The organism is Halomonas sp. CKK8 (genome assembly GCF_029625235.1).
Taxonomy (GTDB): Bacteria; Pseudomonadota; Gammaproteobacteria; order Pseudomonadales; family Halomonadaceae; genus Halomonas; species Halomonas ventosae.
This window is the reverse complement of record NZ_CP121193.1, coordinates 1,404,487-1,429,273: the sequence shown is the minus strand read 5'-3', so window position 1 is coordinate 1,429,273 and position 24,787 is coordinate 1,404,487. Positions and strand designations below refer to the sequence as shown.

The window sequence follows — 24,787 nt, the reverse complement described above, 5'->3', positions numbered from 1 at the left end:
GGCAGGCTATCTCAGCTGGAATTCCAGGCGTTGCCGAGCGCGACGCAGGCCCTCGGCCGGTGCGAAGCGCCACTGCGCCACCGCCTGGCGCGCAGCGTCGTCGAAGACGTTGCGTGGCCGGGCGGAGAGCACGCGGAGGCTCTCGGGGTCGACGCGGCCGTCGGCGCGGATCACGAACTCCAGCTCCACATGGCCCTCCAGGCCGCGGCGCTGGGCGCGAGCCGGGTACGCGGGCGGTACCCGCTCTGTGGGTGCCACCTGCCCCACGTCCACCGGCTCGCGGCTGGCCGGCGCGGCACTGGCTGTCTCGCCGGACGACTCGGTGGGCGGTGCCTCCTGGGTGGACGACGAGGCGTCCGTACGGGGCTCAGCCACCGGTTGCGGCTCGGGCTCAGGTTCAGGCTGTGGCTCCGGTACGGACCGTGGCTCCGATTCTGGCCGCGCTTCGGTGAGCTCCGGCAGTTCGCTGTCCAGCTCCGGTGTCTCGGGCAACTCCGGCGGGAGTTCCGGTTCCGGATCGGGCAGGGCCATCTCGCTCTGCGCCAGTGGCGCGGGCTCGGGCATCGGCGGCGGTACCACGGCCTCCGGAGGTGCCGGGGGTGTGGCCTCGACGGGTGGCTCGGCCGCCTCGGCTTCCGGCTCGGGCTGGGGCGCCTCGACGCGGGTCAGCGACATGCGCATCTCCCGTACCTCGATCTCCGGCTCGGGCGGCGAGACCAGCAACGCCAGCAGCCAGAACAGCAGCACCGCCATGGCCGACCCGGCCAGGACGGAGACGGTCACTCGAATCATGGCGCGCTACGAGTCGCGGCGACCGCGACCTGCTCCACGCCGGCCTCGCGGATTCGGTCCATCACCTCGATCAGCAGGCCGGTGGTGGCCTCGCGATCGGCCTGGATCACCACCCCGCCATCGCCGCTGACGAGTGCCGCCACCCTGTCGCCGACGCGATGGGCATCAACCGGCTGGCCGTCCACCCAGACGGCACCCTCGGGGGTAATCGCCACCATCAGCTGGGCATCGGGCTGCGGGCTGGCGGCACTGGACTCGGGCCGCTCGATCTCCACCCCGCTCTCCTTGATGAAGCTGGTGGTGACGATGAAGAAGATCAGCATGATGAAGACCACGTCCAGCATCGGGGTCAGGTTGATCTCGCCGGCATCGCCTCCCTCGGCGGCCAGGCTGCGGCGTCTACGCATGGGACTCCTCCACGGCGCGGGCCAGGCGGTCATGAAGCCGCTGGTCCTCGCGCCGGATGATCTGTTCGAGTCGGCTGGTGAACAGCAGGCCCACCACCGCCACCGCCATGCCGGCCAGCGTCGGCAGGGTGGCGCGTGCCACGCCGTCGGCCATGGCCCGCGCCTGGCCGGTGTCACTCAGCGCCAGGCTGTCGAAGACGGCGATCATGCCGGTGACGGTGCCCAGCAGCCCCAGCAGCGGGCAGAGCGCCACCAGCAGCTTCAGCCAGGGCAGCGGGCGCCGCAGCCGTGAAATCAGTTCACGGGTCCAGGCCTCGCGCAGCGTCAGGGCGCTCCAGCTGTGGTGGTCGGGGCGCACCGTCCAGCGCGCGATCAGGGCACGACGGGCGCGACGATAGGTGAGGCGGAAGAACAGCACCCGCTCCAGGGCCAGGCTGAACAGCAGTCCCGCCACCCCGGCGATGCCGACCAGGATGATCCCGCCGGCATCGACCAGCCGCGCCAGGGGCTCAAGCCAGAGCGGCAGCACGACGCTCGCTCCCGGAGGCTGTGGGGGTGGCCCGGCGATGCTCGAGTTGCGTGGCCAGGGCCGCGCTCGCCTGGCCCTCCATCACCCCGGCCAGGTGGCGGCTGCGTCCCGCCAGCGCGGTATGGGCAAACAGCAACGGCACGGCGGTGATCAGGCCCAGCACGGTGGTCACCAGCGCCTGGCTGATGCCGCCGGCCATCAGCTGGGGGTCGCCGGTGCCGAACACGGTGATCGCCTGGAAGGTGACGATCATCCCGGTGACGGTGCCCAGCAGGCCCAGCAGGGGCGCCACGGCGGCGAGCAGCTTGACCAGCGGCTGGCCGCGCTCGAGGCGCGGCAGCTCGGCCAGCACCGCTTCGTCGAGGCGTGCCTCCAGAGCCTCGGGCACGGGGTCGTCGGCGAGCGCCCGGAAGCGCAGCAGCACGCGACCCAGGGGGTTGTCCTCGCGCAGCCGGCTGAGGTCGTGCAGCTGGCGGCGCGTCGCCACGCTCACCCTGAGCAGGTAGGCGTACTGGGCCAGGGCCACCAGCAGGCCGATGGCCCCCAGCCCCACCACCACATAGCCCACGGCTCCCCCCTGCCGGAAGCGTTCCATGAGGCTCGGCCGCTGGGCCAGGGCCTCGATGACCTGGCCGCCGGTGGGGTCCAGTGCCAGGCGGTCGCCCTCCCCGGCCTGGAAGTCAGCGAGCAGCTCGCTTAGCTCCCCCGGCGTGCGCGGCGCCGTGGCGAGCAGGCCCTCCTCGGCGCCACGCTCCAGCAGCTGCCCCTCGCTGAAGGCCGCCAGGTCGCCCAGGCGCACCACCTCACGGGTGGCGACCTGGCCGTCGCTGCCCGCCACGGGCGCGTCGAAGGCGACCACCCGGCCGGTCTCGGCGGTCAGCGCCATCAGCGTATCGCCCAGGGTCTCCAGATGCTCGGGCCGCAGCACCTCGGCGTCATCGAGGCGCGGTGGCAACTCGGCGCCGCCCACCGTGATCCAGCTTTCCGCCAGCGCATCGCGCAGCTCGCCGCTGTGACGCGCCAGGGTGTCCAGCACCGCGTCCAGGTCCTCACCCTGCTCGGCCTGGCGTTCGTCGAGCGCGCCACGACGCGCCTGCTGGGCCTGCTCCTGTTCCGACAGGGCCGCGAAGCGTGTCTCGGCCTCCTCGTGGCGTTCCCGGGCCTCCTCGAGGGCCGCCTGCAGGGCATCGCGATCCTCGACCAGCTCGGCCAGCCTCGCCGCATCGCGGGCCTCGGCCGCCTCGCGCTCCGCGCGCAGGCCGGTCAGGGGCTCGTCTTGGGCCTGGGCGGGCAATAGGGCAGCCATCAGCACAGTCATCACCAGCCCTGCCAGCGCGCGACGCGCGGCATGCGTCCAGGAATGACTCATGAGCTCGCCTCCGCGGGGGTGGTCGTCTCTGCTCGTTCGAGGGGTCGGGAGATCGGCAGGGTCAGCAGCTCCGGGGCCCGCTGGTCACGGGCAATGCGCAGGCCGTGGCGCAGTTCGACGCGTCCGGCCTCGTCCAGTGCCTCCCAGCGATCGGCCTCGGCGCGCCAGACACCGCCCTTGCGCCCATCGGGGGTCAGGTAGTAGAGCCCCACCCGCCCCAGGCGCAGGAAGTCCACCTCACGGCGGGCGTCGCCCTCGTCTTTCCCCTCATTCAGGATGCCGCGCCAGGCATCCAGTTCACGACCATAGTCGAGCTCGGTGCGCCAGGCAGCGAGGAGTCGATCCAGGCGCTCCGCGGCCGAGGCGTCGGGGTCGTCCAGGCCGGCTTCGAGGCCCTGGGCGCGGGCCAGGCGCTCTGCCTTCAGGAATGGCAGGTCGCGCTCCACCCAGGCCTGCAGGCGGGACACCAGCGACTGCTCGAGCTGCGGCAACGCCTCGCGGGTCTCGGCCAGGGTATCCAGCGCCGCCTCGCGGCTCTCCAGCCGTTCATCCTGGCGCTCGAGGCGTGGCGCCAGGGCATCGCTGCGCGCCTCCAGGCGGCGGGTCTCGGCCTCCACCCGGCGCAGCTCACGCAGCAACTCGCGGGTCTCGTCGTCGGCCGCGTCGATGCGCGACTGGAGCTCGGCCTGGGCGCGCTGGGCCTGGCTGGCCTCCTCGACAATGGGCTCCTGCGCCTGGAGCAGGCCGAAGGACAACAGTCCGAGGGCGATACCGGCCGGCAGTTGTAAGCGAAAGGTCCTCACCATGGTTCTCCGTCGTGGTCCCGGGCAGGGCAGCCACCATGCCACCAATACGAACGATTATCAATGCGCAATCATGGTCGCCTGTACCGATAGGATGGTGCCACCCTCGGGCCAAGGATGCCGTGGAATGGCGCGACTGACCTGCCGGACACTGACCTGCGACAACCCTGGAGATCCCTGTCGCCTGCGCAACAAAAAGCCGCACCCCCAGGGGTGCGGCTCAACGATGGTAGAGGGAGCCGGCATCAGGCCGTGGCGTTGCGGTAGCGACGCTCGACATCCTCCCAGTTGATCACGTTAAAGAAGGCCGCCACATAGTCCGGACGCTTGTTCTGGTATTTCAGGTAGTAGGCGTGCTCCCAGACATCCAGCCCCAGGACGGGCGTATTGCCGTCCATGATGGGGCTGTCCTGGTTGAGGGTATTCTCCACCACCAGTTTGCCCTGCGGTGTCACGCTGAGCCAGGCCCAGCCGCTGCCGAAGCGGCCCAGCGCCGCCTTGGTGAAGGCCTCCTTGAAGGCGTCGAAGCCGCCCAGTTCGCTGTCGATCGCCTGTGCCACCTGACCCTGCGGATGACCACCGCCATCTGGCGACATCATCTGCCAGAACATCGAATGGTTGGCATGGCCACCGCCGTTGTTGATCACGGCCTGGCGCTTGCCTTCCGGCACGTGGTCGAGGTTGGCAATCAGCTCCTCGACGTGCACATCCTCGAGGCCGGTCCCCTCGAGGGCCGCATTGAGGTTGTTGACATAGGTCTGATGGTGACGGGAATGGTGGATTTCCATGGTCAACGCATCGATATGCGGTTCCAGGGCATCGTAGGCATAGGGAAGGTTTGGAAGGGTATGCGCCATGATCATTCCTCCTCGTTGGTGTCCATCGGGATCCGTGGTCCCGTGTCACTCCCAAGGATGGCAGGTATGCGCAGTTGTTGCTAATGATTCCTGTTATCCCTTGTATAGAAGATGTTAATCGACACCCCTGAACGACGCGAGCCGGCCCTCGAGGGGCCGGCTCGCGCGCTGGCGCAACCTGGAAGCTCTCTCCCTACAGCTTGCTTTCCAGTTCCGGCAGCGCCTCGAAGAGGTCCGCCACCAGGCCGTAATCGGCGACCTGGAAGATCGGCGCCTCCTCGTCCTTGTTGATGGCGACGATCACCTTGGAGTCCTTCATGCCCGCCAGGTGCTGGATGGCGCCACTGATGCCCACGGCGATGTAGAGGTCCGGGGCGACGATCTTGCCGGTCTGGCCCACCTGCATGTCGTTGGGCACGAAGCCGGCGTCGACCGCAGCGCGGGACGCGCCGATGGCGGCACCCAGCTTGTCGGCGATGCCGTCGAGGAGCTTGAAGTTGTCGCCGCTGCCCATGCCGCGGCCGCCGGAGACGACCACCTTGGCCGCGCCCAACTCGGGGCGGTCGGACTGGGCCAGCTCCTCCTTGACGAAGGTGGACTGGGTGTTGTCGGCGACGAAGTCGACCGCCTCCACGCTGGCGTTCCCCCCCTCGCCCACGGCATCGAAGCCGGTGGCGCGCACGGTGATCACCTTCAGCGCGTCCTCGCTCTGCACGGTGGCGATGGCGTTGCCGGCATAGATCGGGCGCTTGAAGGTGTCGGCAGACTCGACGGCGATGATCTCGGAGATCTGCGCCACGTCCTTGAGCGCGGCCACGCGCGGCAGCACGTTCTTGCCGGTGGTGGAGGCACAGGCCAGCACGTGGCTGTAGTCGCCGGCAAGCTCCGCGATCAGCGCCGCGGTGGGCTCGGCGAGCAGGTGAGCGTAGGCGGCGTGGTCGGCCACGCGGACCCTGCTGACGCCGTCGAGCTTGGCCGCGGCCTCGGCGATGGCGGAAACGCCCTCGCCGGCCACCAGCACGTCGATATCGCCGCCGATGGCCTTGGCCGCGGCGACCACATGGGCGGTGGCGCCGGCCAGGGCGCCGTCGTGATGTTCTGCCAGAACCAGAATGCTCATGGGATCCGCTCCTTTCAAAGCACTTTGGCTTCGTTCTTGAGTTTGTCGACCAGCTCGTCCACCGAGCCCACCTTGACGCCGCCCTGGCGCTCGGCCGGTGGCTCGACCTTGAGCAGCTTGACCTTCGAGGCCACCTCGATGCCGAGATCCGCCGGGCTCTTGACGTCCATCGGCTTCTTCTTGGCCTTCATGATGTCGGGCAGCTTGGCGTAGCGCGGCTCGTTAAGGCGCAGGTCGGTGGTGACGATGGCGGGCAGCGAAAGCTCGACGGTCTGCAGGCCGCCGTCGATCTCGCGGGTCACCTGAAGCCGCTTTTCATCACCTTCGCCCTCGACACTGATTTCGGAGGCGAAGGTGCCCTGGGGCAGGCCGGTCAGCGCGGCGAGCATCTGGCCAGTCTGGTTGTTGTCGGTGTCGATGGCCTGCTTGCCGAGGATCACCAGGCCGGGCTGCTCCTCCTCGACCAGCTTGGCCAGCGCCTTGGCCGCGCCCAGCGACTCGACGCGCTCGTCGGTCTCGACGTGGATGGCACGGTCGGCGCCCAGCGCCAGCGCGGTGCGCAGCTGCTCCTGGGCGGCCTTGGGGCCGACGGTGACGGCGACGATCTCGGTGGCCACCCCGCGCTCCTTCAGGCGCACCGCCTCTTCCACGGCGATCTCGCAGAAGGGGTTCATGGCCATCTTGACGTTGGTGAGGTCGACGTCGCTGTTGTCCGGCTTGACCCGGATCTTGACGTTGTAGTCGATGACGCGTTTGACCGCGACGAGTACCTTCATAGTGTCCTCGCTTGGTTCACACTGGGAACCTGATGGTTGGCGAAGCGGACCCTGTTCCCGGGTCGATGCGGGAGGAGACCTGCCTCCTTGGAAACCGGCTGGCATACCCTTATGCGTTTCATGCAAGCGTTTGATAGGCGCAGCACCGTAAAAACCCTCTCAATGTGCCATAGCCGCATCCTGATCAACAATCCCCGGGCATCCGGGCACATGCCGGGCCATGACGCACTGCACCATCGCAGGGGGTGACCCTTTACCGCTATTATGCCTATCATGGGTCATGGCTAGAAGCAAACGACCGTTTTAAATCCTTTCGACGTTGGTCGCATCCAGCGGCCACGTTCCCGGGACAGCAAGGAGAGAGCAGGTGGAAGAACAAGTCGAACGCGATTCCATGGATTTCGATGTGGTCATCGTCGGCGCCGGACCCTCAGGCCTCTCGGCGGCGGCTCGCCTGATGCAGCAGGCCAATGAGGCCGGCCAGGAGCTCACGGTGTGCGTGGTGGAGAAGGGCTCCGAGGTGGGCGCCCATATCCTCTCCGGGGCGGTCTTCGAACCCCGGGCCCTGGCCGAGCTCTTCCCCGACTGGGAGGAGCGTGGCGCGCCGCTGACCACGCCGGCGACCCGCGACGAGGTCTACCTGCTCAAGGATGCCGAGAAGGGCCAGAAGCTGCCCAACGCCCTGGTGCCGCCCTCCATGCACAACACCGGCGGCGACATGACCCGCTACGTGATCAGCGCCGGCAACCTGTGCCGCTGGCTGGCCGAGCAGGCCGAGTCGCTGGGCGTGGAGATCTTCCCCGGCTTCGCGGCCCAGGAGGTGATCCAGGACGAGGACGGCACCGTGCGCGGCATCCTGATCGGCGACATGGGGGTGGGTGCCGACGGCCAGCCCAAGGATGGCCATATGCCGGGCATGGAGCTGCGCGCCAAGTACACCCTGTTCGCCGAGGGGGCCCGCGGCCACCTGGGCAAGCGGCTGATCGAGCGCTTCGAACTCGACGCGGGCAAGGACCCGCAGCACTACGGCATCGGCCTGAAGGAGCTGTGGGACATCCCCGCCGAGCAGCATGAACCCGGGCTGGTGCTTCACGGGTCCGGCTGGCCGCTGGACAGGCACACCCACGGCGGCTGGTTCCTCTACCACGCCGAGAACCAGCAGGTGGTGGTGGGCCTGATCATGGACCTCTCCTACCAGAACCCCTGGCTGTCGCCCTTCGACGAGTTCCAGCGCATGAAGCACCATCCGGTGCTGGCGAAACATCTCGAGGGCGGCAAGCGCGTCGCCTACGGGGCCCGGGCGATCGCCAAGGGCGGCTTGAACTGCCTGCCGAAGATGACCTTCCCCGGTGGGCTGCTGATCGGCTGCGATGCCGGCACGCTCAACTTCGCCAAGATCAAGGGCCTGCACACCGCCATGAAGTCCGGCCTGGTGGCCGCGGAAAGCATCTTCGAGGCGATCGCCTCGGGCGATGAGGGCGGCCAGGAGCTGACCGCCTTCACCGAGAAGTGGGAAGCCAGCTGGGCCTATGCCGAGCTCAAGGAGAGCGCCAGCTTCGGCCCGGCGATCCACAAGTACGGCACCTTCCTGGGCGGCGCCTACAACTTCACCGACCAGCTGCTCGGCGGCAGGCTGCCCAGCCTCCATGACACCACGCCGGACCATGCTGCGCTCAAGCCCGCCGAGGAGTGCGAGAAGATCGACTACCCGAAGCCCGACGGCAAGCTCTCCTTCGACAAGCCCTCCTCGGTGTTCCTGTCGAACACCAACCACGAGGAGGACCAGCCCTGCCACCTGAAGCTGGCCGACCCCGAGCTGCCGATCCGTGACAACCTGCCCAGGTACGCCGAGCCGGCCCAGCGCTACTGCCCGGTGGGCGTGTATGAGGTGATCGAAGACGACGCCGGTAACCCAAGGTTCCAGATCAACTTCCAGAACTGCGTGCACTGCAAGACCTGTGACATCAAGGACCCGGCCCAGAACATCACCTGGGTGGCGCCGGAGGGCGGCGGCGGGCCCAACTATCCGAATATGTAGGCTGCAAGAAGAGAGGATGATGTACTCCAGGGGCAGACCACCAAAGGCCTGCCCCTTTTTTCCTGTCCGAAAGCGACGGGCTGCCCTGTCGCTTGCTCCTTTTGGCTTGCAGCTCCCGGCTCAGTCGCCGGTGGCGATGGGCCGGGCGGGGTCGCGGATCCACTCGCTCCAGGAGCCGGGATAGAGCCTGGGCAGGGGACGGCCGGCGATCGCATAGGCGAGGATGGTATGGCATGCGGTGACCCCGGAGCCGCAGTAGGCAATCGGCGATTCGCCCTCGGGCAGCTCGCTCCCCAGCGCCCCGGCGGGCTTGAAGTGGCCGTCAGCGGTGAGGTTGTCGGCACTGGGCCGGCACACGGCACCCGGGACATGGCCCGCCACCGGATCGATGGGTTCCGCCTCGCCGCGGAAGCGCTCCCTGGCGCGGGCGTCGATAGGGGTCGCCGAGCCCACCAGCAGCTCCCCCGCCGTGACGTGGCTCTGGTCATGGAAGGCCGGTTGCCAGTCGGAGCCTGCCGGCATGGCCTCGGGGTCGCCATCCTCGAGCAGCTCGCCGCCCGCCGCCAGCCATGCCCTGAGGCCACCGTCGAGGAGCCGGACCTCGGGATGTCCCGCCCAGCAGGCGAGCATCCACCAGGCCCGCGCCGCCGCAAGCTGGCCGCCCATGTCGTCATAGACCACCACCGGCTGTCCCGGCCTGATCCCCAGGCGCTGCACCACCGCAGTGAAGGCCGCTGGCGTGGGCAGCGGATGCCGGCCGCCCTCCCCCGGCGGCCCGGCCAGGTCACGGTCCAGGTCGAGGTGGTGGCTGCCCGGCAGGTGGGCCTCCCACCACAGCCGGCGGCCCGCATCGGGCTCGCCCAGGCGGGCACGACAGTCCAGCACCCGGGGCGGGTTGGTGCCCTCGAGGGCCTCGGCCAGCGCGGTGGCCGTGATCAGCGGGGTGGTCATGCGTTGACTCCCTCCAGCAGTTCGATGGGGGCCCGGCGGGCGATCAGGCGGCGCCGGCCGGCATTGTGGAACTGTACCTCGATGACCGGGTTGTCCGGGTCGCCCTCCACCACGCTGATCCGGCCCTCGCCGAACACCGCATGGCGCAGGGCCTGGCCGACCCGGAAACGGGCTGACGGCGCCTCCGCGGCGCCCGCCTTCGCGTCCGGACGCGCCGCCACCAGCGGCAGCGAGTGGCCCAGCGAGACCAGGTAGCGCCGCACCAGGTCGGGGTCGGACACCGCCAGCGGGCCCTGCGCCTCTTCTGCCTGGGTGCCGTCGAGCCGGCGGGCGACCCGCTGGCCGTCCTCCCAGGCGGACTCGGCGATGAAGCGGCTGGGTCGGTGGTCACCGCCATCATGGAGCAGCACGAGGCGCTCCCGGGCCCGGGTGATGGCCACATAGAAGAGCCGCCGCTCCTCCTCCAGGCGCCCCGGCGTCAGGGGATTGTCGCGGGTATAGTGGGGAAAGTCCTCCTCGTTGACCCCCGCCACCAGCACCAGCGGCCACTCCAGGCCCTTGGCGCCATGCACGGTGCTGATCAGCACCCCGTCGTCGCGGTTCTCCACCGGCCGGGAGAGCAACTCGATGAAGGCCTCCGTGTCGCTGCCCAGCTCGCCGGCCTGCTCGACCAGCACGTCGAGCAGGCGCACGTCCTCCTCGCCCTTGTCGCGTCGGGCGGCGGCACGCTTGAGCACCTTCTCGGCGTCGACCTCGGAGACCACATGCTCGAGCAGACGCGCCGGCGGCCAGGCCGACAAACGCGGCAGCTCGCAGAGCAGCGCCCAGCGCTTCTTCAGGGTGCGTCGCTGGTGGGGCCTGAGCCCATCGAGCAGCGGATCGTGGCGCTCCGGCCAGCGCTGGGTCTCGGCCAGCCGGTTGGCCAGGGCAAGGAGCCGCTCCCGGGCCACGAAGGGGGTGGGCTGAGCCAGCAGCATCGCCAGGTGCCCCGGATCCTGGAGCCGCCGGGGCTCGACGGCGAGACGCAGGTAGCCGGCCAGGGCCTCGACCAGCGGCAGGCGGAAGACGAAGCGATCCTCCCGGGCCAGGCGGAAGGGGATGCCCTCGCGGAGCAGCGCCAGCTGCAGCGGCACCGACAGCGCCCAGCTGCGCACCAGCAGGCAGGCCTCGGCCAGCCCACGTCCCGCGTGGCGCCAGCCGTCGAGCTCGGCGAGCAGCCCCTGGCTGCCCTGCCCCACGGCCAGGCCGGTGGCGGGATTGTCCGGCGCGGCCAGGCAGAGCTGGTCGGGACGCCGCCGGTTGGCGGCGATGGCATGGTTGGCGGTGAGGGCCAGCGCATGGCCATGCCGGAAGGTGGTCGAGAGCGGGTAGTCGCGGGCTGCCCCGAAGGTGGCGGTGAAGTTCTCCAGCATGGTGTCGGGATGGGCGCCCCGCCACTCGTAGATGCACTGGTTGGCATCGCCCACCGCCATGACCTCGGCATCGCGGCCGGCGAGCAGCGCCAGCAGCCGCTGCTGGGCGGTGTTGATGTCCTGGTACTCGTCGATGACCACGTGGTCGAGGAAGCCCTGGACCCTGCCTCGCAGGCCGGCATCCGCCTCCAGCGCCAACAGCGGACGGTAGAGCAGGTCGGCGAAGGTCATCAGCCCCTGGTCGGCCAGCAGCCGCTCGGCATGCTCGAAGGCGGCCACGAAGTGGTCCGTCTGCTCCCCGAAGTCGAGCTGGCGGTGCAGCTCGGCCGGCGCGGCCATCTCGGCCTTCACCAACCCGCAGAAGTGGGCCAGCGCCTCGAGGCGCTCGGCCTCCAGGGCCGTCTCGCGCGCCTCGGGGGCCTCGCCCAGCGCGGCCAGCGTGGCCTGGCGCAGCAGCCTCTCGAGCTGCCAGTCGGCGGTGAGCAGCTGACGCGGCGCCAGTGCCCCCCAGCGGGTCAGGCTCGCGGTCAGCCGATGGCCAAGGGAGTGGAAGGTGCGCACGTCGGGCAATGCCTGGCCGGCCGGCGCCATCTCGGCCAGGCGGGCCTGGAAGTCTTCCCGGGCCGAGCGGTTGAACATCAGCACCAGGATCCGCGCCGGGGGCACCCCCTCCGCGAGCAGGTGCAGCACCCGGGCGACCATGGTCGTGGTCTTGCCGGCACCGGCCACCGCCGCGACCCGGGCGTGCCCCCGCCCATGGGCAACCACGGCGCGCTGCTCGGGGGTCAGCTGGCGGATCACCGTCATGGCACCTCGCCCACGGGGTCCGCGCCCGCGTCCAGCCGCCCCAGGGGCTGCCAGGTGCCGCGGCTGGTCATGCCCAGCTCGAGGAGGCCCCCGCCGAGCTCCCGGGTCTCGGCCTGTTCCACCAGGCGGTAGTAGACGTTGCGACCCAACCGTGCGGCGAGCCCGAAGCGCACCGCGACCTCCGGCACCGTCTCGCCGGCCGGCGTCTCGCTGAGCACCAGCCGATGCGCCTCGCCAAGCGCCAGGCGGTCGCCGACGTTGGTGGTCAGCCACCACCGGCCTTCCTCGTCACGCTCGGCATCCACCACCAGAAAGGGACGGTCCTCGACCCGGATACGCTGCCGCTCGGCCGGCGTCACCAGCACGTAGTCGCCGTCGGGTTCGCGGCGCAGGATGGTCGAGAGCAGGCGAACCAGCCGCGGTCGGGCGATGGGCGTGCCCTCATGGATCCAGCGACCGTCGGCGGCGATGGTGAGGTCCATCTCGCCGAGGTGGTCGGGATGCCAGCGATCCACGGGCGGGATCTCGCCCTCGGGATCGATCTGGGCCAGCAGCGGATCGAGTTGCATGGTGCGCCCTCCCCCGGGCCACGGATGACAGGGTGATGACGGTAGCCTAGACCAGTCCGGCGGCGCGCAGCGCCTCGCGTACCTCGGCAGGAGCCTCGGGCGCCGCGGCGCGGAACAGCCGGTAGAAGTTGCTCGTGGTCTGGGCGGCGACCTCCTCGATGCTGATGCCTCGCTCGCCAGCGATGCATTCGGCGACCTCGACCACCCAGGCCGGCTCGTTGGGCTTGCCACGATGCGGTACCGGGGACAGGTAGGGGCTGTCGGTCTCGATCAGCAACCGGTCCAGCGGCAGCCTGCGGGCCAGCTCGCGCAGCGATTCGGCGCTGCGGAAGGTCACGATGCCGGACAGCGAGATGTAGAAGCCGTGCCGCACCGCCTCGCGGGCCATGTCCAGGTCCTCGGTGAAGCAGTGCAGCACGCCGCCCACCGCCGGGTCGGTATGTTCGCGGATCAGGGCCAGGGTATCGTCGCGCGCCTCACGGGTGTGGATGATCACCGGCAGCTCGAGTTCACGGGCGGCGACCAGCTGGCGGCGGAACCGCTCTAGCTGCACCTCCCGGGAGGGCACCCTGTCGGGCGTCCTGTCGAGGTAGTGGTAGTCCAGGCCACACTCGCCGATGGCCACGGCACCGACGCGTTCGGCCGCCTCCTTGATCGCCGCGACGCTCGGCTCCTCGGCGACGCTGTGCAGCGGATGGAGGCCGGCGGAGATCACCACGTCGTCATGGTCCCGGGCAAGCTCGGCCAGGGCCGGCAGGTCCTCGAGGGTCACGGCGATGGCCAGGAACTGGCGCACGTCCCGGGCGCGGGCGGCATCGAGGGCGGCGGCCAGGTCGCCGCCGTGGGTCCCGGGGTCGAGACGATCGAGATGGCAGTGGGAATCGACGAACATTCAGACAACAACCGATGTGAAGGGGTGGACAGTGGAGGCGCGGGCACTCAGAGCGTATAGGTCGGGGCACCCTTGTCGAGATGACCGGCCAGCAGGGTCTCGATGCGATCCCTAACGGCCTGGTCCTCGGCGCTGAAGTGGATGCCGATGCCCGGGACGCGGCGCCCGGCCACGCCCTCGGGCGAGACCCAGACCACCTGGCCGGTGACCGGGACCCGCTCGGCATCCCCGGGAAGCATGAGCAGCAGGAAGACCTCCTGGCCCAGCTCGTAGCGCTCGCGGGTGGGCACGAAGATGCCGCCGCGCTCCAGCACCGGCATGTAGGCCGAGAGCAGGGTCGGGACGTCCTGGATCGTCAGGGAGAGCGCTTTCTGTGCGGCCATGGAGCCTCCTCAGTCAAGGGCACAACAGGTCAAGAGCGCAGCAGCGTGGACCAGCGGACCAGCCAGGCCTCGAGGGCCAGCTGGGGGTTGGGGTTGCCCCCCTCGGCCAGGAGGCGACGCTGCTCGCGGGCATAGTCCAGCAGGCGGAACCAGTCACGTACCCGAGCATTCTTGACCGCCTGGCGATAGAGTACCAGCAGATCGGGGTTGCGCAGTTCGCTGGTGTCGCCCGACAGCCCCAGACGAATCAGGTCCTCGAGCCAGGCGATACCGTACCACAGGATGGCGTCGATGGACTGGCGCTCCAGGCGGGCCGCCTCGGCCACCGGCTCGGCGCCCCTGACCAGCGCCTCGAAGGTCTCCAGGAGCTGCTGGCGCAGGGCTCGGGACTCCGGCTCGGCGAGCTCCAGCGCCCGCAACGGCAGCCCCCCCGCGGCCCGGAACCAGAAGCGGGCCTCCTCCTCGCCGCCCAGGCGCTCGGCCAGCCACGCCTGGCAGTCGGCCTCGGCCGGCACCGCCAGGCTCCAGTGCTGGCAGCGCGAGCGGATGGTGGGCAGCAGCCGCGAGGGAATGTCCGACAGCAGCACGAACAGCGTCCGCCCGCCGGGCTCCTCCAGGCTCTTGAGCAGCGCATTGGAGGCCGCCACGTTCATGGCCTCGGCAGGCGAGATCACGATCACGCGGTAGCCGCCCTGCTGGGCGGTCTGGGCGACGAAGGCATTGACCTCGCGGACCGGGCCGATGCGGATCTGCCGCTTGCCCTCCTCCGGGGCCACGCGCAGCAGATCGGGGTGATAGCCCGAGGCCAGCATGTGACAGGCATGGCAGCGGCCGCAGGCGTGCTCGCCCGGCGAGGCGCAGAGGGTGCGTGCCACCAGCGCCTCGGCCAGGGAGTGCTTGCCGAGGCCGTGGGCGCCGGAGATCAGCAGCGCGTGGGGCAGTCGCGCGGCATCGGCCAGACGCACCAGTTCCTGCCACCGCGCCTGCAGCCAGGGCAAGGGGCGGGGGACCTCGGCCTCGCTCATGACCAGGCCTCCAGCCGCTCGTCCAGCCGCGCCAGCAGTTCGGCCTGGACCTCCGCCAGGCCGGCCCCGGCATCGATCACCACCATGCGACCGGGCGCCGCCTCGGCACGCGCGAGGTAGGCCTCGCGCACCGCCTCGAAGAAGGCGCCGCGCTCCCGCTCGAAGCGGTCGCGCTCGCCGCCCTGCCCCTTCAGGCGCCCCTCGAGGCGCTGCTGGGCCGCGGCCATGGGCATGTCCAGCAGCAGCGTCAGGTCGGGCGTGAGGCCCCGCTGGACGAAGGCCTCGAGCTCGGCGATGCGAGCCACCTCGATGCCGCGCCCGCCCCCCTGGTAGGCATAGGTGGCATCGGTGAAGCGGTCGCAGACCACCCAGGCGCCGCGCTCGAGCGCCGGGCGGATCACCCGCGCCAGGTGCTGGGCCCGGGCGGCGAACACCAGCAGCAGTTCGGCATCCGGGTCCAGGGGCTCCTCGCCGGCGGGGTCGAGCAGCAGGCCGCGCATCGCCTCGGCCCGCGGCGTGCCGCCGGGCTCGCGGGTGGCCACCACCTCGTGGCCACGGGCCCGCAGATGGTCGACCACCAGGGCCAGGTTGGTGGACTTGCCCACTCCCTCCCCGCCTTCCAGGGTAATGAAGCGTCCCTTGCCTTGATTGCCATTGCGCTCGAGACTTTCCCGGCGACCGGCCTGCGAGGAGGCGCTGTGAATACCTCCGTGTACGCTACCGACGCCATCCCTGGCGTAGGACCTCCTCTGCGGCCTGTCCCCGGCGTCCCTCGCTGGCCGATCCGGGTCGTTATTGCACATGCCTGCTCCAGTCAGCGATTGCGGATATACCGGTTCACCGCATTATTGTGCTCGCGCAGGGTGCGCGAGAAGTGATGGGTGCCGTCCCCCTTGGCGACGAAGTAGAGCGTCTCGCCCTCCTCGGGCTGCACGGCGGCTTCCAGCGCGGCTCGCCCGGGCAGGGCGATCGGCGTGGGCGGCAGGCCATCGATCACATAGGTGTTGTAGGGCGTGGCCTCGCGCAGGTCGGCGCGGGTGATGTTGCCCTGGTAGCGCTCTCCCATGCCGTAGATCACGGTGGGGTCGGTCTGCAGTCGCATGCCCCGTTCCAGGCGGCGCTTGAACACACCGGCGATCTCGGGGCGCTCCTCGGGGGCGCCGGTCTCGCGCTCGATCAGCGAGGCCATGATCAGTGCCTCATAGGGGCTCTCCAGGGGCAGGTCGTCGTCACGCCCCGCCCATACCTCATCGAGGGTGGCCTCCATGCGCTCCAGGGCCTGGCGCAGGATCTCCAGGTCGCTGAGCCCCTTGTGATAGCGGTAGGTGTCAGGGAAGAACCAGCCCTCGGGGTGGCGCCCCTCGCGGTCGAGTCGGGCCATCACCTCCTCGTCGGAGAGGCCCTCGGTGTGGTGCTCGAGCTTCGGTGCGGCATCGAGCAGTTCGCGCATCTGGCGGAAGGTCCAGCCCTCGAGAACGGTCAACGGGTAGGTCACCACCTCGTCGCTGCCCAGCAGGGCGAGCAGCTCGCGGCCGCTCATGCCAGGCTCCAGGCGGTACTCCCCTGGGCGCAGGCGTGGCAGGGCCTCGGGGTCCAGCCAGGCGAGCAGCCGGAAGGCCCACGCATCGGCGAGGACCTCCCGTTCGTCCAGCTCCCTCACCACCCGGTGGTAGCCGGCGCCAGCGGGAACCTCGTAGAGGGCCGGTTCCTCGAGGGCGATGGGCGCCTCCAGTCGCGACTGCCAATAGCGGTACCCGGCAAATGCCGCCAGGGCTGCCAGGATGATCAGAACCAGCAAAATCTTCAGCACACGCCCCATGCGGGTCGTCCTCGTTCAGTCGTCAAGACGCGTCGGGTGACCCAGCGCCTCGTGGGCCACCGCCTGCAGGCGGCGATGCACCGCGCCGAGGGTCCAGCGCCGCAGGAGCCCTCCTCCGGCCCCGTCCAGCCGGGTCACCGGCCAGACCCCCTGTACCGAGTTGCCAAGCCAGACCGCCTCGGTACTGGCCAGCACCCCGGGGGCGGCATCGACCTCGGCAATGGGCAGCCGCTCGAGCAGAACTGCCCGCAGCGTGCCGGCCACGCCACAGCGGTCCAGGCGCGGGGTCTCGAGCCGTCCTCCGCGCTGCCAGAAGAGGTTCATGCAGGTCGCTTCCACCAGCCGGTCATCGCCGTCGCAGAGCAGCCCCTCGGCGGTGTCGGCATCCGACCACTCGGACCGCGCCAGCACGTTCTCCAGGCGATTGAGGTGCTTGAGCCCGGCGAGCACCGGCTGGTGGCCCAGCCGCAGGCGACAGTGGCGAACCCTCACGCCCGCCCTCCAGCGGGTGGCATCGGGGACGAAGGCCGACAGCTGCCAGCGAAGCCGGGGAGCGGGTACCGCGGGAGGGGCATAGCCGCGACCTCCGCTGCCCCGGCTAACGATCAGCTTGAGGACCACAAGCCCCTGTCCGGCCTGGGCCAGCGGGCGCTCCAGGTCCTGCGCGGCGGGCATGGGGATCCCCAGCACCCGACAGCCACGCGCCAGGCGAGCCAGGTGGTACGCCCAGAGGTGCGGGACACCATCACGCACAAGCACGGTCTCGAAGAGGCCATCGCCATAGGCGACGCCGCGATCGTCCAGCGGCCAGCCCTTCGGCGAGGCCTCGGCTCCCACCTGATGCTCCTCGGGCCTCACACCCTGGTGAAGACCAGGGTGCCGTTGGTGCCACCGAAGCCGAAGGAGTTCGACAGGCTGACGTCGATCTTCATCTCGCGAGCGGTGTGGGGCACGTAGTCGAGGTTGCAGCCTTCCTGGGGGTTGTCCAGGTTGATGGTCGGCGGCGCCACCTGATCACGGATGGCCAGCACGCTGAACACCGCCTCGACGGCACCGGCGGCGCCCAGCAGGTGGCCGATCATCGACTTGGTGGAGCTGACGGCCACCGATCTTGCGGCCGCGCCCATCACCTGCTCGACGGCACGGCTCTCGGCCAGGTCACCGTGCGCGGTCGAGGTACCGTGGGCATTGATGTAGTCGACGGCCGAGGGGTCGATGCCGGCATCGCGGATGGCATTGCGCATGGAGCGGGCGGCACCGTGGCCATCCTCCGGCGGCGCGGTCATGTGGTAGGCGTCGTCGCTCATGCCGAAACCGGTGAGCTCGGCATAGATGGTCGCCCCGCGGGCCTTGGCCTGCTCATACTCCTCGAGCACCACCACACCGGCGCCATCGGAGAGCACGAAGCCGTCGCGGTCCCGGTCCCAGGGGCGGCTCGCCGCGGCCGGGTCATCGTTGCGGGTGGAGAGCGCTCGGGCCGCCGAGAAGCCCCCCAGGCCCAGCGGCGTGGTCGCCATCTCGGCACCGCCGCAGACCATCACGTCGGCATCGCCGTAGGCGATGGTGCGGGCGCTGTAGCCGATGTTGTGGGTCCCGGTGGTACAGGCCGTGGTGATGGCGATGTTGGGCCCCCGGAACCCGTGCTGGATCGCCAGGTTGCCGGAGATCATGTTGATGATCGACCCCGGGACGAAGAAGGGGGAAATCCGCCGCGCCCCGCCCTTGAGCAGGGCACTGTGGTTATGCTCGATCATCGGCAGGCCACCGATCCCCGAGCCGATGGCCACGCCGATGCGATCGGCATTGCCATCGTGACACTCGATCCCGGCATCCTGGATCGCCTGGGCACCGGCGGCCATCCCGTACTGGATGAAGAGGTCCATCTTGCGGGCCTCCTTGGGATTGAGGTACGGGCTGATGTCGAAGTCCTTCACCGACCCGCCGAAGCGCGTGTTGAAGGCGCTGACATCGAAGTGTTCGATGGGCGCGACACCGCTCTTGCCGGCCAGGATGCTGGCCCAGCTCTCCTCCACGGTATTCCCCACCGGCGTGACCAGACCGAGCCCGGTCACCACAACCCTTCTACGAGCCATCAGCTTTCCTCCAGACAACCTTGGTGACACGACCCCGCGGCGGGGCCGTCATTGCGCGCATTATACCCGAGTCTCCCCGACCTGTGCGGCCCCGGCAAGTTCCTGTCGCGCATAGCACGAGAGCCGTCCTGACAGGGCAGGACGGCTCTCCACGGGGCACTGGCCCCGGACGCCTCAGCAAGCGGTATCGACCGCCACCTTACTGGTGGGCGTTGACGTAGTCGATGGCTTCCTGAACGGTCGTGATCTTCTCGGCTTCCTCGTCGGGAATCTCGGTGTCGAACTCCTCTTCGAGCGCCATCACCAGCTCGACGGTATCCAGGGAATCGGCGCCGAGGTCCTCGGTGAAGGAAGAGGAGTTCTGGATGTCTTCTTCCTTGACGTTCAGACGCTCGGCCACAACCTTCTTCACGCGCTCTTCGATGGTGCTCATTATGACGTACTCCAGTCGTTCACATTGGCCGTTCGGAAAACCAGCCGTTAAAGATCCAGATCCGCTAGCCGGAAGCTGCGGGGTAGTTTATAGACGCCCCCGGGTCGGCGCAACCGCCGCCCCACGGAGGCTTCAACGCATGTTCATGCCGCCGTTGACATGCAGGGTCTCGCCGGTGATGTAGCCCGCCGTGTCGCCGGTCAGGAAGCCCACCGCCGCAGCGATCTCCTCGGGCTCGCCGAGCCGCGCCAGCGGGATCTGGCCAAGCAGCGCCTTGTGCTGCTCCTCCGGCAGGGATTCGGTCATGTCGGTAGCGATGAAGCCGGGTGCCACCGCATTGACGGTGATGGCGCGGGAGGCTACCTCACGGGCCAGGGCGCGGGTGAAGCCCTCCATGCCCGCCTTGGCCGCGGCATAGTTGGTCTGGCCGAGGTTGCCCATGGTGGCGACCACCGAGCTGATCGAGACGATGCGGCCGAATCGCGCCCGGGTCATGCCCCGCAGGCAGGCCTTGCTGACGCGATAGACCGACTTGAGGTTGGTGTCCATCACCGCGTCCCACTCGTCTTCCTTCATGCGCATCAGCAGGTTGTCACGGGTGATACCGGCATTGTTGACCAGGATGGTGGGAGCACCGAACTCCTCGGTGACCGCCTTGACCAGGGCATCGACGCTGGCCTGGTCGGTGACGTCCAGCGGGCGGCCAGCCCCCTCGACCCCCGCCTCGACGAGGTCGGCCCCGATACGCTCGGCACCGGCATCGGTGGTGGCGGTACCGATCACGATACGTCCCTGGCGGCCCAGCTCATGGGCGATGGCGCGGCCGATGCCGCGACTGGCCCCGGTAATCAGGGCGACTCTACGCTCGGTTGTCATGGTCTCTGTCCGTCCACGTCCGGGAGTTGGATCAGCCATTGGCCGTCGGCGACTGGCCGACGGCATCCCTGGCCAGTTCGAGGGCCGCGGAGAGGCTGTCCGGGTCGTTGACCGCCAGCCCCTTGCTGCCTCGGGCGATTCGCTTGTTGAGCCCGGTGAGCACCTTGCCCGGCCCGCACTCGATGAACACCTCGGCACCGCGGGCGGTCATCGCCTCGATGCAGGAGGTCCAGCGCACCGGCTGGTAGAGCTGCTCGATCAGCCGGGTACGCAGGGTCGACACGTCGGCATGGGCCTGGGCATCGACGTTCTGGAACACCGTGTAGCGCGGCGAACGCAGCTCGATCTCTTCCATGGCTGACGCCAGACGCTCGGCGGCCGGGCGCATCAGTTCGCAATGCGACGGTACCGAGACCGGAAGCGGCATCGCGCGCTTGGCCCCGGCTTCCTGGCAGGCGGCGATGGCCCGCTCCACGGCGGCCTTGCTGCCGGCGATCACCACCTGCCCCGGGGCATTGTAGTTGACGGCAGCGACCACGTCGCCATCGGCTGCCCGGGCACAGGCCTGCTCCACCGCCTCGTCATCGAGGCCGAGAATAGCCGCCATGGCGCCCTCGCCGGCGGGGACAGCCGCCTGCATCGCCTCACCACGCAGCTTCACCAGCCGCACGCCCTGGGCGAAGGGCAGCGCTCCGGCACACACCAGGGCGCTGTACTCGCCCAGGCTGTGGCCAGCCATGGCCCCGGGGCGCGGCCCCTCGAGCTCCTGCCAGACCCGCCACACCGCCACACTGGCGGTAAGCAGCGCCGGCTGGGTGCAGGCGGTAGCATTCAGCGCCTCGGCCGGCCCTTCCTGCACCACCTGCCAAAGGTCGTAGCCCAGGGCATCGGCCGCTTCCTCGAAGGTCGTGCGCACCACGCTGTAGCGCTCTGCCAGCTCGCGCAGCATGCCGATCTGCTGGGAGCCCTGCCCGGGAAAGATGAGGGCAAGGGGTTGCGTCATGTCGATCACCTTTGCGCTTGTTGACTGTCGTCGATGCCGGGCGCGCCCGGCATGGTCGGCCCAATGGGCCTGGATCCGCTCTCGGCTCGGCCGCGGTCGGCCGACTCGACAGGGGACCGGCGGTGGTCCAGCTCCGCGGCCAGCCGGCTCGGCAGGTCGCGCCTCACTTCATTCACCGCCCGTTGCACCGCGTAGCGAAAACCCGTGGCATCGGCGCTGCCGTGGCTCTTGATCACGATCCCGGCCAGCCCCAGCAGGCTGGCGCCATTGTAGCGCACGGGATCGAGCTCGCCCTTGAGGCGCCGCAGCGCCGGACGGGCGAGCAGCCCCACCAGCCGGCTGCTCCAGTGGGCCTCGAAGGTCGCCTGAACCCGCTCGACCAGCAGTCGTGCCAGGCCCTCGCTGGCCTTGAGCACGGCATTGCCGACGAAGCCGTCGCAGACCACCACGTCGGCGGCACCGCTGAAGATCCCGTCGCCCTCCACGTATCCCAGGTAGGCGATGTCAGGATGCCGACGCAGCCAGGCATCGGCCTCGCGGACGCTGCGCGTGCCCTTGGTGCCCTCGACGCCGACGTTGAGCAGCGCCACCCGCGGCGCCACGAGGTCGTCCACATGGCGAGCCATCACTTCCCCCATCAGGGCGAAGTCGACCAGCCGCTCGGCACTGGCCTCCACGTTGGCCCCCAGATCGAGCAGGTAGCAGCGACCCAGGTCACGGGTGGGAATGGCGGTGCTGATGGCCGGCCGGGGAATCCCCGCCACCGTGCCCAGGGCACGCCGCGCCAGCGCCATCAGCGCCCCGGTATTGCCGGCACTGACCCCGGCCACGGCGTCCCCGCCGGCGACGCAGTCGAGCATCCGGGCCATGCTGGTGTCGCCCCCGTGACGCAGCACCTCGCTGGGTCGCTGGGACTGCTGGACGACCGCCGGGGCATCGCCGACCCGCAGACGCGACGCCGCCGCGGCAAGCTGCCGCGGCAGGCGGGCTATCTCGTCCTCCAGCAGGCCGGCGGGACCGAACAGGCAGAGCTCGAGATCGGGGTCGGCACTGGCGGCCGCGGCGGAACCCATGACGGCCGGGCGGGGACCGAGGTCCCCGCCCATCGCATCGACGGCGATCCGCACGTCAACGACCAGCCACTACCACCCGGGATGGCGTCGCGTCAGGCGTCGACGACCTTGCGGCCACGGTAGAAGCCGTCCGGGGACACGTGGTGGCGCAGGTGGGTGGTGCCGGTCTCCTTGTCCTGGGAGAGGGCCGGCGCGGTGAGGGCGTCGTGGCTGCGACGCATGCCGCGCTTGGAACGGGTCTTGCGGTTCTGTTGAACTGCCATGGGTTGTCACTCCAGAGTGAAACGAGGGTGTATCAGGGTTTGCCCTTGATCTGCCGCAGCACATCGAAAGGGCTCGCCGGGGTGCTGGCCGACGCGTCGGTCGCCTCCCCGCTGTTCAGCTGGTCGCGCGAGACCGGACACTCGGCCTCGTCGTGGTAAACCACCTGGGGCAGGCTGAGGATGAGCTCATCCTCGACCACCGCCAGCAGGTTCAGCTGTTCGTTTTCCACCAGCACCGGCTCGTGGGTGCTCGGCAGCTCCGCGGCCAGGGCGTCACTGGTGACCATCCCCAGCCGGAAATTGCTCTCGACCTGCTGCGCCATGGGCTCGAGGCAGCGCCGGCACGGCAGCTGCAGCTCGGCCTTCAGGTGGCCACGGATCTCCCGCCGCCCCTGGGGGTCGATGGCGAAATCCAGCCATACCTGGGCATCGCCGGACTGGGCGCCGACTTCCTCGGCGAGCCGCGCCATGTCGGCGAGCGTCACCAGGCCTTCCAGGTGTTCGGCACGGGCCACGAGCTTGTAGGGCTCGACCCTGCCGGGGAGTCTTGAGGTCAACATAGGCGCGCAATGATAGGCACTCCCCCTGCCCCTGTCAAAGCCGCCATCGTCCCGGGTTACCATGGTGGCGCGGCGCCATGATCGGCGCTGCCGATTCGCCGATCCACCGACCCGACCCGGAGAATGCCCATGCCCCGCCTGATCCTTGCCTCGAGCTCGCCCTGGCGCCGTCAGCTGCTTGAACGGCTGGGGATCCCCTATGCCTGGGAGAGCCCCGACATCGACGAGACACCGCGCCCGGGCGAGGCGCCCGAGGCCCTGGTGCATCGCCTGGCGCTGACCAAGGCCGAGCGACTGGCCGACCGCTTTCCCGACCACCTGATCGTCGGCTCCGACCAGGTGGCGCTCTTCGACGGCGAGATCCTCGGCAAGCCCGGCGATGCGGCCAAGGCCCGCGCCAACCTGGCCCGCTTCTCCGGCCAGCGCGTGCGCTTCCTCACCGGCCTGGCGCTGCTCGACACCGCACGCGGCAACCACCGGGTCTGCCACGAGCGCTATGACGTGGTGTTCCGCCAGCTTGGCGAAGGCGAGATCGCTCGCTACGTGGAGCGGGAGCAGCCCCTGGACAGTGCCGGGAGCTTCCGCATGGAGGGGCTGGGCATTGCCCTGTTCGAGCGACTAGAGGGCGACGATCCCAACACCCTGATCGGTCTGCCGCTGATCCGGCTCTGCGACATGCTGCGCGAGGCGGGGCTCGATCCGATGGGTGCGCACTCGCGCTGACAGACTGCCGGGTATCGATAATGTCGTGTGGCAATGGCTGCCCGATGATCAACGGGTACGCTTCGTCTTGGATCAAGCAGGAGGCCCATCAGAAAAACCCGGCGACCTACCAGATGCCGCGAAAAGTCCGGGATCAGTCGGCGAAGCTGGTCGCAAGCCGTCTATCACCGGGTGGTGAGACGTGCACAAGCACCAGGTCAAAAGCCTGTAAAAAAGCGATGCTGAAGGTTTAGCTTTCGACCACGGACACGACCGGCGCCCGGCCCGCCTGACAGAAACTCAGCCATTCTCGGGCGGCTTCGGGCTGCCGCCGGCTCATCATGCGGTCGAAGATAGTGCGTGCTTCCTCCGCGGTATGGTAACTGTTAACTACGGAGGGGAAGTGACGGTGGTTCGATCGCATCATCAAACCTGCCGGAGCCTTGACCGGCTGCAAGTGGACAGCCGCCGATTCGTACCCCAGTACCGCCAGGCAGGCTAGTCGGTGCTGACCAGTCGAGATGACGATCACCCATTCGCTTTCTCCCACCCAAGCGACCCCCGTCATCCAGTCGCACTTCTCAGGCCGATACCCGTACCGTTCAATCGACTCATAGAGCTTCGTCAACCGGCGGAACTCGATCTCCAGCTTGTCGTTCTCGACAGGCCCAAACTGACTACCACCAATGAATTTATCAGAGCTTCCCCTCTGTTCCTTGTCTTCCGCTTGATGAACCCCCTTGATATGGCGACAATACTCTTCCGGCGAATCCCATGCCCAAAGTGGGGGGGCGGCTAGAGCAGGCAACGTCTCGAACCTAGAATAGCTCGGCTGACCTAGCCCCATAAATTCGGCCGCAGTCCTCGGCTGGTAAAGTTCATAAAACTTCCGAAGTGGCGAGCTATCCACCACCATTTCTCTGTCATTTCGATACTCCTCTAACGTCTTCACGAACGGATGGCCAGCATTCGCCGCGAGAGGAAATGCGCTATAACCAAAAGTAATGATCCGAGAAAGAGGAACTTCAACCAGGCATGGCTCTCCTTGCGATGCATATACAGCTTCAACGGGATGACTTCCATGCCGACATAAATCATACCTCTGATCGCTAGCGACTCTCTTGATCTCAAATCCCGTTTTTCTTACATAAGATTTCACTATTTTTTTAGCAAGTTTCACAACCATGGCTTATGATTCCTTGTCGTCATCATCATATCGATACCTAACCGATACC

At 68.9% G+C, this 24,787-nt stretch carries 27 protein-coding genes; 2 read left to right on the top strand and 25 right to left on the bottom strand.

All coding sequences use genetic code 11. The features are described from left to right. Window positions 1-6: 6 nt before the first annotated feature. From P8934_RS06760 to P8934_RS06725, 8 genes are all read right to left on the bottom strand, one after another. On the bottom strand, window positions 7-792 hold the full coding sequence (locus P8934_RS06760) for an energy transducer TonB (protein ID WP_278033484.1): 786 nt from the start codon (window positions 790-792) through the stop codon (window positions 7-9). Then, window positions 789-1,199 (bottom strand): biopolymer transporter ExbD, encoded by a 411-nt coding sequence (locus P8934_RS06755; protein WP_278033483.1) that lies wholly within the window; start codon window positions 1,197-1,199, stop codon window positions 789-791. The genes P8934_RS06760 and P8934_RS06755 overlap by 4 nt, the downstream gene beginning before the upstream one ends. Next, a complete protein-coding gene (locus tag P8934_RS06750; RefSeq protein ID WP_278034010.1) occupies window positions 1,192-1,725 on the bottom strand; it encodes a MotA/TolQ/ExbB proton channel family protein in 534 nt (177 codons plus the stop codon). The genes P8934_RS06755 and P8934_RS06750 overlap by 8 nt, the downstream gene beginning before the upstream one ends. Then, window positions 1,709-3,097: a MotA/TolQ/ExbB proton channel family protein gene (locus tag P8934_RS06745; protein WP_278033482.1), complete on the bottom strand. Its 1,389-nt coding sequence runs from the start codon at window positions 3,095-3,097 to the stop codon at window positions 1,709-1,711. Before P8934_RS06745 ends, P8934_RS06750 begins: the two co-directional genes overlap by 17 nt. Then, the gene (locus tag P8934_RS06740) at window positions 3,094-3,900 is read right to left on the bottom strand and encodes a DUF3450 domain-containing protein (protein ID WP_278033481.1); all 807 of its coding nucleotides are present in this window, start codon (window positions 3,898-3,900) and stop codon (window positions 3,094-3,096) included. The genes P8934_RS06745 and P8934_RS06740 overlap by 4 nt, the downstream gene beginning before the upstream one ends. Window positions 3,901-4,145: 245 nt before the next feature. Continuing rightward, window positions 4,146-4,757, bottom strand: coding sequence for a superoxide dismutase (locus P8934_RS06735; RefSeq protein WP_278033480.1), 612 nt, complete (start codon window positions 4,755-4,757; stop codon window positions 4,146-4,148). Window positions 4,758-4,950: 193 nt separating this feature from the next. Beyond that, the gene (locus P8934_RS06730; protein ID WP_278033479.1) at window positions 4,951-5,877 is read right to left on the bottom strand and encodes an FAD-binding protein; all 927 of its coding nucleotides are present in this window, start codon (window positions 5,875-5,877) and stop codon (window positions 4,951-4,953) included. A 14-nt stretch (window positions 5,878-5,891) separates the two neighbouring features. Next, the gene (locus P8934_RS06725; protein WP_278033478.1) at window positions 5,892-6,653 is read right to left on the bottom strand and encodes an electron transfer flavoprotein subunit beta/FixA family protein; all 762 of its coding nucleotides are present in this window, start codon (window positions 6,651-6,653) and stop codon (window positions 5,892-5,894) included. Between the two features lie 394 nt (window positions 6,654-7,047). On the opposite strand from P8934_RS06725, the gene P8934_RS06720 reads away from it, so the two are divergent. After that, the gene (locus P8934_RS06720) at window positions 7,048-8,691 is read left to right on the top strand and encodes an electron transfer flavoprotein-ubiquinone oxidoreductase (protein WP_278034009.1); all 1,644 of its coding nucleotides are present in this window, start codon (window positions 7,048-7,050) and stop codon (window positions 8,689-8,691) included. A gap of 120 nt (window positions 8,692-8,811) precedes the next feature. Here the strand turns inward: P8934_RS06720 and P8934_RS06715 are convergent, their stop codons facing one another. The 16 genes from P8934_RS06715 to P8934_RS06640 form a co-directional block, all read right to left on the bottom strand. Continuing rightward, window positions 8,812-9,642 (bottom strand): sulfurtransferase, encoded by an 831-nt coding sequence (locus P8934_RS06715; RefSeq protein ID WP_278033477.1) that lies wholly within the window; start codon window positions 9,640-9,642, stop codon window positions 8,812-8,814. Next, entirely contained in the window at window positions 9,639-11,861 is a 2,223-nt protein-coding gene (locus P8934_RS06710) for an ATP-dependent helicase (protein ID WP_278033476.1), read from the bottom strand. The genes P8934_RS06715 and P8934_RS06710 overlap by 4 nt, the downstream gene beginning before the upstream one ends. Further along, window positions 11,858-12,430, bottom strand: a complete 573-nt coding sequence (locus P8934_RS06705; protein ID WP_278033475.1) for a DUF1285 domain-containing protein — start codon at window positions 12,428-12,430, stop codon at window positions 11,858-11,860. Before P8934_RS06705 ends, P8934_RS06710 begins: the two co-directional genes overlap by 4 nt. Window positions 12,431-12,476: 46 nt before the next feature. Then, window positions 12,477-13,322: a TatD family hydrolase gene (locus P8934_RS06700; protein ID WP_278033474.1), complete on the bottom strand. Its 846-nt coding sequence runs from the start codon at window positions 13,320-13,322 to the stop codon at window positions 12,477-12,479. Between the two features lie 47 nt (window positions 13,323-13,369). After that, the gene (locus P8934_RS06695) at window positions 13,370-13,705 is read right to left on the bottom strand and encodes a PilZ domain-containing protein (protein WP_106229220.1); all 336 of its coding nucleotides are present in this window, start codon (window positions 13,703-13,705) and stop codon (window positions 13,370-13,372) included. Window positions 13,706-13,734: 29 nt separating this feature from the next. After that, complete coding sequence (locus P8934_RS06690) at window positions 13,735-14,730, bottom strand: DNA polymerase III subunit delta' (RefSeq protein WP_278033473.1); 996 nt, start codon at window positions 14,728-14,730, stop codon at window positions 13,735-13,737. Then, entirely contained in the window at window positions 14,727-15,359 is a 633-nt protein-coding gene (gene tmk, locus P8934_RS06685; protein ID WP_278034008.1) for a dTMP kinase, read from the bottom strand. The genes P8934_RS06690 and tmk overlap by 4 nt, the downstream gene beginning before the upstream one ends. 185 nt (window positions 15,360-15,544) lie before the next feature. Next, a complete protein-coding gene (mltG, locus tag P8934_RS06680; protein WP_278033472.1) occupies window positions 15,545-16,549 on the bottom strand; it encodes an endolytic transglycosylase MltG in 1,005 nt (334 codons plus the stop codon). Between the two features lie 15 nt (window positions 16,550-16,564). After that, window positions 16,565-17,386 (bottom strand): aminodeoxychorismate lyase, encoded by an 822-nt coding sequence (pabC, locus tag P8934_RS06675; protein ID WP_278033471.1) that lies wholly within the window; start codon window positions 17,384-17,386, stop codon window positions 16,565-16,567. A gap of 17 nt (window positions 17,387-17,403) precedes the next feature. Next, window positions 17,404-18,642, bottom strand: a complete 1,239-nt coding sequence (gene fabF / locus P8934_RS06670; protein ID WP_278033470.1) for a beta-ketoacyl-ACP synthase II — start codon at window positions 18,640-18,642, stop codon at window positions 17,404-17,406. 199 nt (window positions 18,643-18,841) lie between these two features. Then, the gene (gene acpP, locus P8934_RS06665) at window positions 18,842-19,075 is read right to left on the bottom strand and encodes an acyl carrier protein (protein ID WP_008956801.1); all 234 of its coding nucleotides are present in this window, start codon (window positions 19,073-19,075) and stop codon (window positions 18,842-18,844) included. A gap of 132 nt (window positions 19,076-19,207) precedes the next feature. Next, a complete protein-coding gene (fabG, locus tag P8934_RS06660) occupies window positions 19,208-19,951 on the bottom strand; it encodes a 3-oxoacyl-ACP reductase FabG (protein ID WP_278033469.1) in 744 nt (247 codons plus the stop codon). 31 nt (window positions 19,952-19,982) lie between these two features. Further along, window positions 19,983-20,954 carry an ACP S-malonyltransferase gene (gene fabD, locus P8934_RS06655; protein WP_278033468.1) on the bottom strand — a complete coding sequence of 324 codons (972 nt, stop codon included), beginning with the start codon at window positions 20,952-20,954 and terminating at the stop codon, window positions 19,983-19,985. 5 nt (window positions 20,955-20,959) lie between these two features. After that, entirely contained in the window at window positions 20,960-22,081 is a 1,122-nt protein-coding gene (gene plsX, locus P8934_RS06650) for a phosphate acyltransferase PlsX (RefSeq protein WP_278033467.1), read from the bottom strand. A 38-nt stretch (window positions 22,082-22,119) separates the two neighbouring features. After that, entirely contained in the window at window positions 22,120-22,290 is a 171-nt protein-coding gene (rpmF, locus tag P8934_RS06645; RefSeq protein ID WP_106229211.1) for a 50S ribosomal protein L32, read from the bottom strand. Window positions 22,291-22,322: 32 nt separating this feature from the next. Then, a complete protein-coding gene (locus tag P8934_RS06640) occupies window positions 22,323-22,850 on the bottom strand; it encodes a YceD family protein (protein WP_278033466.1) in 528 nt (175 codons plus the stop codon). Window positions 22,851-22,979: 129 nt separating this feature from the next. Here P8934_RS06640 and P8934_RS06635 point away from each other — a divergent pair, with 129 nt between their 5' ends. After that, a complete protein-coding gene (locus P8934_RS06635) occupies window positions 22,980-23,573 on the top strand; it encodes a nucleoside triphosphate pyrophosphatase (RefSeq protein ID WP_278033465.1) in 594 nt (197 codons plus the stop codon). Window positions 23,574-23,802: 229 nt separating this feature from the next. Here the strand turns inward: P8934_RS06635 and P8934_RS06630 are convergent, their stop codons facing one another. After that, window positions 23,803-24,738: a hypothetical protein gene (locus P8934_RS06630; protein ID WP_278033464.1), complete on the bottom strand. Its 936-nt coding sequence runs from the start codon at window positions 24,736-24,738 to the stop codon at window positions 23,803-23,805. Window positions 24,739-24,787 lie beyond the last annotated feature (49 nt).